General features: G+C 68.3%; 9 protein-coding genes and 4 pseudogenes. 7 read left to right on the forward strand and 6 right to left on the reverse strand.

Going from position 1 to position 12636, the window contains the following annotated elements; genetic code table 11:
- Positions 1–194: 194 nt before the first annotated feature.
- Positions 195–849 (reverse strand): annotated as a pseudogene (locus AB0H71_RS33735) (transposase); the annotation flags it as partial.
- A gap of 18 nt (positions 850–867) precedes the next feature.
- Between AB0H71_RS33735 and AB0H71_RS33740 the strand changes: the two are divergent.
- A pseudogene (locus AB0H71_RS33740) lies at positions 868–1239 on the forward strand (transposase); the annotation flags it as partial.
- Positions 1240–1264: 25 nt separating this feature from the next.
- Here the strand turns inward: AB0H71_RS33740 and AB0H71_RS33745 are convergent.
- Positions 1265–1968, reverse strand: a pseudogene (locus AB0H71_RS33745) (IS3 family transposase); the annotation flags it as partial.
- Between the two features lie 92 nt (positions 1969–2060).
- Between AB0H71_RS33745 and AB0H71_RS33750 the strand changes: the two are divergent.
- From AB0H71_RS33750 to AB0H71_RS33770, 5 genes and pseudogenes are all read left to right on the forward strand, one after another.
- A pseudogene (locus AB0H71_RS33750) lies at positions 2061–2828 on the forward strand (IS5 family transposase); the annotation flags it as partial.
- Between the two features lie 848 nt (positions 2829–3676).
- On the forward strand, positions 3677–3940 hold the full coding sequence (locus tag AB0H71_RS33755) for a WGxxGxxG family protein (protein WP_357029614.1): 264 nt from the start codon (positions 3677–3679) through the stop codon (positions 3938–3940).
- 436 nt (positions 3941–4376) lie between these two features.
- Positions 4377–4622, forward strand: coding sequence for a hypothetical protein (locus AB0H71_RS33760; RefSeq protein WP_357029615.1), 246 nt, complete (start codon positions 4377–4379; stop codon positions 4620–4622).
- Positions 4623–4862: 240 nt separating this feature from the next.
- The gene (locus AB0H71_RS33765) at positions 4863–5711 is read left to right on the forward strand and encodes a phosphatase PAP2 family protein (RefSeq protein WP_357029618.1); all 849 of its coding nucleotides are present in this window, start codon (positions 4863–4865) and stop codon (positions 5709–5711) included.
- Positions 5712–5809: 98 nt separating this feature from the next.
- The gene (locus AB0H71_RS33770; RefSeq protein ID WP_357029621.1) at positions 5810–6121 is read left to right on the forward strand and encodes a hypothetical protein; all 312 of its coding nucleotides are present in this window, start codon (positions 5810–5812) and stop codon (positions 6119–6121) included.
- Between the two features lie 294 nt (positions 6122–6415).
- Here the strand turns inward: AB0H71_RS33770 and AB0H71_RS33775 are convergent, their stop codons facing one another.
- The 4 genes from AB0H71_RS33775 to AB0H71_RS33790 all read right to left on the reverse strand — a co-directional run bounded on the left by AB0H71_RS33775 (position 6416) and on the right by AB0H71_RS33790 (position 10669).
- Positions 6416–7105, reverse strand: a complete 690-nt coding sequence (locus AB0H71_RS33775; RefSeq protein ID WP_357029624.1) for a MarR family transcriptional regulator — start codon at positions 7103–7105, stop codon at positions 6416–6418.
- A 138-nt stretch (positions 7106–7243) separates the two neighbouring features.
- Complete coding sequence (locus tag AB0H71_RS33780; protein WP_357029627.1) at positions 7244–7858, reverse strand: hypothetical protein; 615 nt, start codon at positions 7856–7858, stop codon at positions 7244–7246.
- A 220-nt stretch (positions 7859–8078) separates the two neighbouring features.
- Complete coding sequence (locus tag AB0H71_RS33785) at positions 8079–9467, reverse strand: lipase family protein (protein WP_357029629.1); 1389 nt, start codon at positions 9465–9467, stop codon at positions 8079–8081.
- Positions 9468–9829: 362 nt separating this feature from the next.
- Positions 9830–10669, reverse strand: coding sequence for a hypothetical protein (locus AB0H71_RS33790; protein WP_357029632.1), 840 nt, complete (start codon positions 10667–10669; stop codon positions 9830–9832).
- Between the two features lie 555 nt (positions 10670–11224).
- Between AB0H71_RS33790 and AB0H71_RS33795 the strand changes: the two genes are divergently transcribed.
- A partial coding sequence (locus tag AB0H71_RS33795) for an ATP-binding protein (RefSeq protein ID WP_357029635.1) occupies positions 11225–12636 on the forward strand: 1412 nt, incomplete at its 3' end.

Here is a 12636-nt window from a genome sequence, read left to right on the forward strand (position 1 = left end):
GATGGGGGATTGGCGTTTTCCATCCTGCCGTCGGGAGACCCGTCCCTCTTCACCTCACCCCGTCCCGGGCGACAACAACCTCATGACCCGCAACAGCTAGCTGTGCTGATGACGCTGGCTGGTGACGGGGACTGGTGCATGAACAGGTGAGGGGTGGTTTGCTCCACCCGTCAAGTTTCGGTCGCGGTGACTAAACGCTGGATCTTCCAGGCCTTCATCCGCGCGGAGACGTGCTCCACCCGCGCCCGGACCTGCCGGTGAGAGGCGTTGTGTGCTTGTTTCCAGTTCGGCAGTTCACCTCCCGAAGGTCTGCGGTGCGGGATAATGGCAGATGTTCCCTGGTAGCCGCCGTCAGCGATGACCACCACGTTGCGGCAGGCGTGGGCGACGCCGGATTCCGCGTAGGCGCGGCAGTCGTTGCGGTTGCCCGGTAACGGCCGCCCGAGCGCGACCACGAGTTCGGTATCGGCGTTGATGGCGACCTGGTGGTTGGTGGAGTACCGGTAGTTCTTGGACAGCGCGGCGATGTTGTGGTCACGGGTCGGGACCAGTGTGCCGTCCACGATCAGCACCTACCCCCGGCGGGAACCGGGTCCGCGGGCGCACGGTCAGCGCGGGACCGAGGTTGTCGATCACCCGGGCTGCTGCCGACTTCGAAGTCCCGAACAACGCTGCGAGCTGGCGCATCGTCAGGTTCGTGCGCCAGTAGCAGGCGACCAGCAGTACTCGGTCCTCGAAACCCAGCGTCCAGGGCCGGCCCCGCAGCGGACGGTCGGCGCCCTCGCGCCGCAACGCGGTGATCAGGCGTGCGAACTTGCGCGGCCGCGAGCCGCTGAACAGCTCCACCATCACCGGGTCAGACGCCGAGACAGCCCCCAGTTCACCGCGGTCCTCGACGGCATCCGGGTGCCCCGGCTCGGGCTCGGACGTCCGCGCAAACGCCCGGAACGGGTGCTGGCCGACAAGGCCTACTCCTCGGCCGCCAACCGCGCCTGGCTACGCCGCCACGGCATCGCCGCAACGATCCCGGTCCCGGCCGACCAAGCCGGACACCGCCGCAACCGAGGCCGCCGCGGCGGGCGGCCCCCCGCGTTCGATTCCAGCTCCTACCGGGAACGCAACACCGTCGAACGAGGGATCAACCGGCTCAAGCGTCACCGCGCTGTCGCTACTCGCTACGACAAGCTCGCCGTCCGCTACCTGGCCGTTCTGCACGTCGCCGCGATCAACGAGTGGCTGACCCGATTCGAGACACGACCTAGGTGTTGGCGACCAGGGCGGCGTCCTGGCAGGAGTCGATCGACCAGCCACGATTCGGCGGCTGAAGGCGTCCAATGCCGCGGCGCAGGAGACGCGTCCTCCGCGCGTCCAATGCACCGTGATGTTGGTAACCCACAACTCGTTTGGTCGCAGTCGATGGGATTTGCGGTGGACCAGGTCACCTGCGGTCACCACACCCCGGAGGTTCTTGACTCGTGCAGAAGCCGGCAGCCCCCGGATCCCGGCCAGCGTCATTAGGACCGACACGGTGCGAGAACCGACCTTAATGTCCATTGCCATGGTCAGTTCCGCGTGGATCCTGCGGTAGCCTTATGTGCGTCGTGAAGCGACGAAACGAGAATGCGGCAGCAGCGTTCGACAGGCGCTCAGGCTGCGGCGAGGCTGTCGATCACCGGGTAGAGCCGACTTCTGGACCGGAGAGGTCCCCCCGAGGAAGATGGCGACGTGGCGGACGATCGCTACTTCGGTTTCCAGTTCGCGGCTCCGGCGCCGCGCCGGTCGCAGTCCGGCCCACTCTTATGAGGGTTTGCCTGCTCGCAGGCCATGGTCGATGTCGTCCTAGCCGAGCCATTTGGAGAGTGTGACCGGGTGGATGCCGAGCTCGACGGAGGTCTGCTTGGCAGGTTTGCCTGCCCGGACCAATGCGATCGCTCTGGTCCGGAGCTCGGTGGGGTAGGCGCGTGGCACGCGGGTCAGCCTTCCGGAAGGTTGTCGGTTAGAGCTCCTAACGGGATCACAGGAGTGGCGACGAGTGTCGTTCTCATGCAGCATGTTCGGTCGTGGCGGCACCCTGGATCGTGGACGACGAGTTGTGGGCAGTGATCGAACCGCTGCTGCCGATCAAGCCGGCGGGAACACCAGGGCCAGCGCGGATGGACGACAGACTGGTGGTTCAGGGCATCCTGTTCGTGCTGTTCACCAGGATCGGCTGGGAGGATCTGCCGCAGGAGCTCGGGTTCGGGTCGGGGGATGACCTGCTGGCGGCGCGTGCGGGACTGGACCGAGGCCGGGATCTTCGATCGTATGCACCAGGCGATGCTCGGCCACTGCAACGCTGCCGGGCTGATCGACTTCGACCGGGTCGTCGCCGACGGCTCCACATCCGGGCGAAAAAGAGGCGCCAAGACCGCTCCGAGTCCGGTCGACCGGCGCAAGACCGGTTCGAAGCACCACGTCCTGACCTGTGGCAACGGAGTCCCGTTGGTTGTGGAGCTGTCCGCGGCCAACCTCAACGACCACCCGATGCTCCCGGCCCTGCTCGACGGAGTCCGTCCGCTACGCGGCCGGCCAGGATCACCTCGCCGCAAGCTACGGGCTCTGATCTCCGATAAAGGCTACGACTACCCCCGCGTCCGCGAAGAGCTGCGAGCGCGGCATCACCGCCTACATCCCGCGCCGCGGCACATCCGACAACGTCACCTCGGCCCGCTGGGTGGTCGAACACTCTGGCCCTGCTCCACCAGTTCCGCCGGTTGGCGATCCGCTGGGAACGCCGGACTGACATCCACCACGGATTCCTGTCCCTGGCGGCTGCGCTCATCTGCTGGCGACGACTCAGTAACAGAACCCGTGAGGTGCTCGTAGCAGCCGGAGTTGGAATCGCAGCCGGAGTTGGAATCCAAGAGGTGGGGCAGACCAAGATGTTACCTATCTGTGAACCAGCCCGTCTCCGGCGCGTCCCATGACAACCCCGGAAACCATGATAGGCCGGAACCTGCGGCAATCTGTCGACGCCCTGCCGCCGGCCCACAACGCGGAGGCACCCCAGACCGCTACGGGGCCGCAGGCACACGCCGCCGGAAACCGTGCGAACTTGACCGCCCCCGCACTAACCCCCCCGGTTTGAACGGGCGATCACGGGAGCCAACGGAAAGCGACGGGAAGGGCCTGTGCCGTGTTCCCACAGTTCAAGGGATGTTTCGGTAATTGATGGGAACCGCGAGACATCTAGAACCCCTGCGTGGGGGTCAGGGGTTCGAGTCCCCTTAGCTCCACTTTTTCTACCTGGTCACAGGCTTTTCGATGATCGAGAGCTTGCTCTCGTCACCACTTCGAGTCTCAGGCGATACCTCGCACCGTCGAACCCTGACGACTCCCGCCAAGTTGCCACCGTCGCGACTTGCGCAATGCTTCTACATTGCCGAGACCGGGCAGGTCGGCTCGTGCGGTGGCGTCTCGAGTTCCGATTGCCCGGCCGTCCTCGCGTCGCCCCCGGGTAAGCGTGGACATTCTCCTGCCCGGCCCACGTTCCTCCTCGATCGAAGTCGATTACCGCTGTCGGCGCCACCACGACCGCCGACAGCGACTCCGGCCATCGTTCGGTTTGCTCGTTTCTGCTCCGGGTACGAGATGGCTGGGTCAACTCCCGAGCCGAACGACGAAAGGTCGATGCACCATGCGCAAGACGCTCGCTGCTCCACTGACTGCCCTCGTTCTCACCTTCGGTGGGGCCGGCATGGCCTACGCCGCACCCGCGCAGGCACCGGGGACTCTCGCGCAGGACAACACCGTCACCGAGGAGCACGAAGACAGCGACAAGACCGGGCTGTGGGGTCTGCTGGGCCTGCTCGGCCTCGGCGGTTTGGCGGGCCTGGCGCGCCGCAAGGACAACCGTCCCGTCGACAACCCGGGAACCTATCCCCGCCAGCCGGGCGTCTGACCTCGGGTTTTCCAGGGGAAGCCCCGGCTCCACCGGTATCTGAACGGCACGGGTGAACCGCTGGGGCTGCAACCGCATCCGCTGGAGAGATGAACCATCGGAACAGGATTCGAGCCGGCTACGTCCGACATGGCCTGCTCGTCCCGAGGCGACTCGAGGATCGGCGCAGCACCGAGCCCTCGAGTCGTCGCCGGGGCGGAGATGCTCGGTAGCCGCCGCACCGCCTCGGTCGTGCTGGCCGTCAATCGGTCAGAGAGCGCCGGGGTGAGGCACCGGTCCTGTCCTTCTTCTCGGCGCGCACGGTCCGCGATGGGGGCACGTCCCGAGGCAGGCGAACGACCTGCGTCGGCTCGGTCCGCCCGGGAAGTGCAGCCAGGTCCGAGCGGACCTGGCTGCGCGGGCCGCTGTCGACGCCGGTGCCCGATGGCATCGGCTCGTGGATCGCTCCGTGGGTGGGGGCCAGTGGCGCGGCCTTGCCGATTTCGCGGTGGGCGATGCCGGCGGAGGCCCGCTCGGTCAGACCGGGGAACACGTGGTGCGAAGCGCCGTGGTTGCCTCGATGGCCGACCTTGAAACGCCGGGCAAGACAGGCGATTACACCGTGATCGGCAACGATACGACGAACCCCGCTGAGAACTGGTTGCGGCGCCGTAGCTACCCGTGCCGGTGTTCGACGTCCTGACCGGAGCCTACGGCAGCGGGCCCGGCGGATAGCGGGAGCCGACCCCGCGCTGCGGGTGTCGTTCCCGGTCAGCTGGGTGATGGTGTGGCCTACTGGGATGGACGGTCGATTGCGGTAAAGGTGCGATGTGTGCGGAGGCGGTGACCTATCTCGGCGATGGCTACATCCCCGGAAACACCTCGGGGTGCGGGTTCGGCCGGCGGCGAGGAGACAGCCGACTCGGCTCGGGTAGCGGTCGCGGTGCGCCGCTGGCGATGGCTCGCGGCGGGCGCGGGGGTGGTCGCGGTGGCGGTGTACGCCGGCGCCGTGCTGACCGCCGCCGGTCAGCGGCTGGAGAACGCCGCGCTGCGTGGCGCCGATCAGATCGACGAGCAGACCCTCGGTGCGGCGAATACCGCGCTGGCTCACATCACGGTCGGCTCGCTGGTGGCGGCGGTGGTGCTGGTCGGGGTGATCGGCTGGGTCCGCGGCATGCCCGCGGTGGCGGCCGCGGCCGTCGGGATCATCGTCGGTGGGCAGGTGGTCACCCAGACCTTGAAGCGGTTCGTCCTGCCGCGCCCGGAGCTGGTGCCGGTGAGCGGGGACTATGCGCACAACAGCCTGCCGTCCGGGCACACCACGATCGCGATGACGGTGCTGTTCGCGCTCATGGTGGTCATCCCGTACCGGTGGCGCGGCGTGGTGATGGCGGTGGGGGCCGGGTGGGCGGTCGGTATCGGCGCCTACACGGTAGCGGCGAAGTGGCACCGCGCCTCGGACACCATCGCCGCCGACGCGATCGCGCTGGCAGTGGCCTGCGTCGCCTGCCTGATACTGGCCAGGGCCGGGCAATGGCGGACCGCCCCGCGGCGTCCCGCGTCGAGCCGCTGGCTTCGTGCCGGGCTGGCGATACTGCTCAGCGCGCTGGGCGCGGTCTCCGCGACGCTGGGAATCCTCATCGCGACGTTGACCTCGGCGCGCGACATCACCGGGGAAATCGCGGAGTTCAACTACTACCTCAGCGCGCACTCGATCGCCCCCGCGGCCGCCATCCTCGCCGCTCTGCTGTTCTGGTTCGCCCTGCACCGGCTCGAAACCCGGCCCCGCTGACCGTGCGTCCCGGCCCCGTCCTGCTGCACGCTCGGGCACGAACCAGTTCACGGCCGGTATTCGTCCCGGTCCTGTTCTCTTCTCAGCGTGGGACCCTCGTGCCGCTGGTCGGTGTGACCATGGTGGTGACGCTCCGCGACGTGGGTATCGAGGTCGAACTCGTCGTGGTCGTCGCGGTGCTCGTCGGCACCGAGGTCGTGGTGACGGTAGTCGTGGTCACGGTCGTCGCCTGGGGTACCGAGGTCGAGGTGACCGAGGGCGGGACCTGCACGCTGAACGTGGCCTCGACCGAGAAGCTCGCCGAGGCGGAGAAACCGGCGCTCACCGACGGCTCCGGCGCGCTCGCGGGCGGAGGCTCCGGCGGGGAAGCCGTGGTCGTCAGGGTGTCGGTCGAATCAGCGGGCAGTTGAGTGGTTTCGGTGACATAGACGGGTGCGGAGACTTCGCCCAGCGCTACCGGCACGCCGGCCCGGGTGCGGACGGTTGTGCGCTCGAAAGCCACCACGGTCGGCCCGCCCGGCTTGTCGGCCCGCACCGGCGGACTCGCTTCCGGCTCGGCCATGAGCACCACGGTAATGAAAGCGGTCACCACCGCAATCACCGCGCCCGGCGCCTGCCGTCGAAACCTATTTCCGTTGTAGTCGGCGGAGTGCATTCCAGTACTGCTTTCTCGCCCGGGAAATGCCGGCGATCAGGAAATTGATTCAGGGACGCGCGTAAGGATCGACGTCCCGCAACCGCTGCCGGTGAATTTGTTGCAGCTCACCCGCGCGGGTGAGGAAATCGGCGATGGTGTCGAGTTCCCCCGGGTCGTACGAGTTCAACAGCATCTTGTAGCTCTCGACGATCATCGGGACGACGAGCTCCTGAACGCGGTGCGCCGCGAGCTCGGTGGCCATGACGATCACCCGGCGGCGATCGGTGGGGTGCAGGGTGCGGGCGATATATCCCTGCTTCTCCAGGCGGTTGAGCATGATGGTCACGCCGGCGGCGGTGAGGCCGAGCCGTTCGGCGAGCAGGCCGGGGGTCGTCGCCTTGTCGTTCTCCAGCAGGACGATCTCCAGGGCGCGGCGGTCGGTCTCGTTCACGCCGAGTACCCGGATGAATTCGCGGATCAGGTCCTCGGCGGTGCCGTGGTAGAACTCCAGGGCCCGTTTCAGTTCGGCGGAGATGCGGGCGGGCTGGGTTGTTCTCGGGCACAGGGGTTTTGCGGAATCGCGGGTGCCGGGTGTCGCCTGCCCCGGGTGCGGAAGGGATCGCCGCCGGGCGTTCGACGCAGGCATGTGGACTCCTGTCGATCGTTTGACCGGCATGCCCGAGCGCGGCTGCCGAACATCACGAAAGCGGGCACCGCGCGGGCCGGGAAAACGACCGTGGCGGTGCCGGACATGCACTGTACGACACAGTGACCGAGACGATGCCGAATACGGACGAAGTGGCCTTCGTCTGTCAAAACGCATGCGCGGCAATCGTGCTCGCGGGAAACCCGGACCGGGCCGGTGCGGCGACCCGGTCCGGGCGTGTCCCCGGAATCAGGTGACCGACGTGGTGGTGAGGGTCGGGGACGGGTTCGGGTAACACGCGGTCGCCACATTGCCGACGAAGGCGACGTTGGTCGTCATCGTCATGCCGGGGCTGGCGTAGCTGGTGCCCGCGTACTTGCTGGTGATCGGGGTGCCGGGGCTGCCCGCGGTGACGTTGATGGTTACCGCGGGCGGGGTGAAGCTGGTGCCGCCCGCGATCGGCCCGGGCACGGTCAGCACCACGTTCCCGCCCGAGGTGGCGACGCTGCCTGCCACGGTGCCGCCGGACGCGGTCGCCGAGACCAGGGTGGAATTCGCCGGGGTCGGGATGGTCATCTTCAGGTTGTTGATGTTGTTCACGGTGAATCCGGAGGCCGAGCTCGGCACCGACGAGGCCCCCGGCGTGATGGTGATCGCCACCGCGGAACCCGACGCCGCCGACGCCGGGGCGGTGCCGGTCACCGAGGTGGTCATGGTCGAGGTCTGGCCGATGCCGAGGATCGTGCCCCGGCAACTCCAGTTGACGCTGACGGGGGCGGCGCTGGCCGGTGCCGCCAGGCAGAAGACGGTGGCGACGGCGACCGGCGCGATAAGGCCGGCACGAAGGAGGGAGGTGGATCTCATGGGTGTCTCCAGGAATTCGAGCAATGGTACGACTGGATGTCGAACCCGGTGAATCGGGTGATTGAAATATAACCCGTTCTCATCTTCCTGTGAATGCGAATCCACAATTTAAGCATGGGAGGAATGTTTTTATCCGCTATTGAATATCCATTCTCGACAGTTAATTCTCGGCAAGATCAAGACCGGCGGAACGGTAATTCTCCGGAATGTGTGCGAGGTGTCACTTGACCCCGCTCGCCTTGCCGAAGAACGAAGCCAGAACCTCCCCGAACGACTCCGCCGTCAGCTGCAACCCGGCCGGATCCAGCGCCAGCGACCCGGCGTCGAACGTGCGGCACCCCGGCTGCACCGGAATTCCGTTCAGCCGGTCCCGCATCCACAGCAGTGCCGGACCGGCGCCGGTGATCTCGGTGGTGATGTGCTCGGCGAGGTGCTCGCGCGTGTACTGCACGTTCGCCGCGGGATTTCGGCAGTAGGTATCGACGAGGGTGTTCACCGGCCCGACGGGGATGAGCTCGTCGGGGTTGCCCTGCCAGATATAGAGCGGCATGTCGGGGACGGCCTTGCCCATGCGGGTGCGGGCGAGGACGTCGCGGACGACGGGGTCGTCGAGTGGGTCGCCTTCGGTGCGCAGGAAGCCGGTGATGTTGAGGAATGGCGCGAGCACGGTGTTCCACTGCACGCAGAGCCCGCCCTTGGTGGTGGCGAGGGCGGCGCCGAGCGGGTCGAGGTCGCGGTCGAGGACGGCGTCGAACTCGGGGTATTCGCGGCTCAGGCCGAGGATGGCGGTCATGATCATGCCGGACCAGATGCCGTTGTTGCCGTTGAGCAGGACCGGGCCGAGGTCGGCGGGGACGCCGCCCTGGGCGGCGGCGACGATGTTCAGCCCGGGGGCGTAGGACTGACGCAGTTCGGCGGCGTGGCCGGTGGCGATGGCGCCGCCGGAGTAGCCGTACATGCCGATCCGGGTGTCGGGGGCGAGCCGCAGCGGGTCGAAGTTCTCGGCGGCGCGGATGCCGTCGAGGGTGATCCGGCCGGCCAGCGGGCCCGCGCCGAATGCCTCGGCGGGGCCCTGGTGGTCGGGGATGGCGATGGCCCAGCCCTGCTGCAGCGCGCCCTGGGCGATCATGAACTCCAGCGGAACCACGACCTGGCCGAGCACCGGCGCGGCCGACCACTGCTGCACCGCGTAGGAGGGGGCGCAGTAGGCGGCGAGGGAGTCGACCGCTATCTGCACCGAGAGCAGTTTGTCCGGGGTGGAGCCGCGCGGCTTCAGCACGGTGGTCACGGCGGGGATGGCCTCGCCGCGGCTGTTGTTCGAGCGGTAGGAGAGCTGCCAGGCGTCGACGTTCAGCGGGATCACGCCGAAGTTCGCCGGGTTGATCTGCCGGGCGGCGAGGATCTCGCCGGGGGCCGCGGCGGCGATCGCCTCGGCGGACGGGCGGTAGAAGCCGGGGTCGAGCTCCGGGGGGAGCGGGACGGTGGCGGCGGGCTGCACCGTCACCTCCGGGGTCGCGTGGGCGATGCCCGAGCCCGCTACGAGTGCCAGTGCGAGGGTGCCGCACAGCATGATCAGCCGACGACCGCGCCGTCCTCGGGTATCCGACAACTCAACCTCCGTTTGTGAAACCATCAGGGACCACTCGTGGCGAGTCTCACACACCGTGATGCGGATAGCAATCTCCGGGTTAGCGGGGCGATGGGGTCCGATCGGGTTGAGAGCGCGGCAACCTGTGGTGCTGGATGGTTCCACAAGACGCCGGGTAAGAGCGGGTGGTCAGCCCTGGTGGCTGTGGCCGGTGGCGCGGAGGATGTCGGCGAGCCACACGAGGTCGTACCCGAGGGTCCGATCCCCGCCCCGCTGGGAGTTGTCGGCGACGTGGCGGTGACGGCGTTGCAACCGGGTGCCCCGCCGCCGGAAACGAACGCGCCGCCACCCGGAAGCCAGGTGGCGGCGCGTAGGAACGAGTCTCAGGCCTCCGGGGCGGGCCCGAGCGCCTGCGGCGGCGCGGCCAGCCCCTGCACCACCCCGACCCCGGCGCCGAGCCCGGCGCCGATGGCGGCGAGCGGCGCCACCATGAGCCCGGCGCCGTAGGCGGCGCCGAGCGGGACCGCGGCCAGCCCGATGGGCATGAACGGCACCCCGACCAGCGCGCCGATCGTCCCGCCCGCCGCCGCGCCGACGACACCGAACGGTGCGGCGAAGGCGGCGCCCGCGGCGGCACCGACGGCGGCGGAGCCGACGGTCTGGCTCGCGACCCGGTCGGAGCGGGTGCGCTCCATGCCGACCGAGTCGAAGAAGGTGGCCAGCTCGGCCTCCTGTGCGGCGGCGGCGTCGTTGATCTGGACGGCCTGCTCGCGCGGCAGCCACTCCGGCGACTCCACCTGCACGTCGCCGAAGCGCAGCATCCCGGCGGGCGGGGTGATCGGCGGGACGGGCTGCGCGGGTGCCGGGCCGTGCAGGTTCTCCAGCGGGGAGAGGTAGCCGTAGGCGGGCAGCGGGCGGGCGCCCTGCAGCGAGCTCAGCACCTCGTCGGGGTAGCGGACGCCGTAGTACGGGTGCACGTTCGGCACCTCGGCGGTGGCAGGCGCCCGCGGCTGCTCCTCGGTGACCGGCGCCACCTCGGCAACCGGCGCTACTTCGCCGACCGCCCCCGACTCGGCGGAGCTCACCGCCACCCGCTGCTCGGGCGAGGCGTGCGCCGTCCCGGTCGCCACCAGCGACAGCGCCACCGGGACCGCCCCCGCCGCCACCGCGTAGCCCATCCGCCTCCGAGCCGGGGCGGATGCCCTGTGCTTGCCGGTGCCCATCGATCACCTTTCGTCCGAACAGTGTCTGTCGATTCACCTTCGGAGCCGCCCGGCCGTGCGGATGGGTGCGGGCTAAAGCCGGGCAACCGGTCGGTTTATAAGTGATCCGGGAAACAGAAAGCAATTGTTCGGTTCGTTCCGGAAAGCCGGGAGAACGTGGTTTCGTAAATGACGAGTCATGAGTCCGGGGCGCCGGGGTCTTACTGTCTGGTACGGCGAAACCGGCTGTCGGGCAACAAGATCGGCAACAAGCATTTAACGCCGCGGTAAAAGATCATCGCTACCGGACGGAATCCTTCGGTCGTGATTATTTTGCGCACTGTTAACCCTTGCGGAGACCGCAATTGTTCGCCATCTCGCGAATCGAGACTTCTTCGTGATACTGCTACTGTGTGCCGATCGCCGGGATCGGTGTGGCAGGCCGCGCGCGGTGAAAGACGTTCGGCAGCAGGGGTATTGCACGGCTCGCCGGGCACCCCGATCCCCCCGGTCCTCGAGTCCCTCAACACGAGAGAACTGATGAGTTCAGATTTTGCCGTGGTGCTTCCCTGGATCGTGACCGTCGTGCTGGTCACGGTTTCCACGATCTACGCGGTGCAGGTCGTGCGCCGCAAGCAGTCCCGTATCGACGCGCTGATCGCCGAGCAGCGCCTGCACGAAGAAGCCCTGGAACGGCTCGCCGCCACCACCTTGCCCGCGGTCGCCGCCTCGGTGCGCAGGCACGAGCCCGCCCCGCTCCCCGAGGTCGCCCCCGGCACCGAGAATTCCCGGTTCGCCCAAGGTTTGCGCTGGACCGCGGAGCGCTACGCCGACGAACTCCGGCTGCTGCAGTCGGAGGTCCGCGACCAGACCATCCGGGACGCCGAAGAGCAGTCCCGGGTCGCCGTGCACACCGCCGAGGAGGCGGTGCGGGAGCGGTTGAGTAGCTCCGCGCGGGATGCGACGAGTGGTGCGGTGCGGTCGTTCGGGACGTCGGTGGTGAGTTTGGGTGCCGATGTGAGTCAGGTGGTGTCGGCGGCGTTGCGTGAGCATCGTGACGACGAGGTGTATGCGACGTTGACGCGGATCGATCATTCGGTGCAGCAGATGATCCGGCAGGCGCAGTCGTATGTGATCGTGTGTGGTGGGTTGCCTGGTCGTCGGTGGCCGTCGCAGTCGTTGACCGATGTGGTGGGTGGGGCGACGGGGCGGGTGCGGGATTATCTGCGGGTCCGGTCGAATCAGCTGGATCGTATGGTGATCTCGCGTGCGGTGGAGCCGTTGGTGCACACCCTTGCCACGTTGCTGGATAACGCGTTGCGGTATTCCCCGCCGACGTCGTATGTGGATGTGGGGTTCCAGGAGGGGCATCACGGGGTGACCGTGATCGTCGATGATGCGGGTGTTCGGATGAATTCCGAGCAGATGGAGGAGGCGCGTCAGGTTCTGGCGGGGGAGCGGTCGGTGGATATCCATCAGCTGGGTCCGTCGCCGAAGGTGGGGTTCCCGGGTGTGGCCGCGTTGGCTCGCCGGTATGGGTTCACGGTGTATATCGACGGCCCGAACGCGTATGGCGGTATGCGGGCCATGGTCTACATCCCGGAGACCCTGCTCATCACCCCGCCGCCGGCCGAGCCCGCCCCCGAGCCCATCGCGATCCCCGCGGCGCCGATCGCGCGCAGCACCGCCGACCGCTTCGGCGACCGGCAGAACGGCACCCCGCAGCCCGTCGCCACGGTGCGCGCGGAGCCGGTCGTCGCCGCGGTGCCGAGCCCGGAACCCGTAGCGGTGCAGTCCGATCCCGAACCGGAGGCATCGGTGCGGGAGATCGCCGGGGGCGGTCTGCCCCGGCGCAGGCGCCGGGCGGCCGTCGCCGCTGTGGCGCAGATGAGCGGTCCGCGGACCGATCCCGGGTTGGCGCGGCCGGATATCGCGGCGGCGTGGCAGTCCGGTTCCAAGAGCGGCCGTGCCGCCGCATCCGAACAGAC

It is taken from the genome of Nocardia sp. NPDC050697 (assembly GCF_040654395.1).
In the GTDB taxonomy this organism is placed as follows: domain Bacteria; phylum Actinomycetota; class Actinomycetes; order Mycobacteriales; family Mycobacteriaceae; genus Nocardia.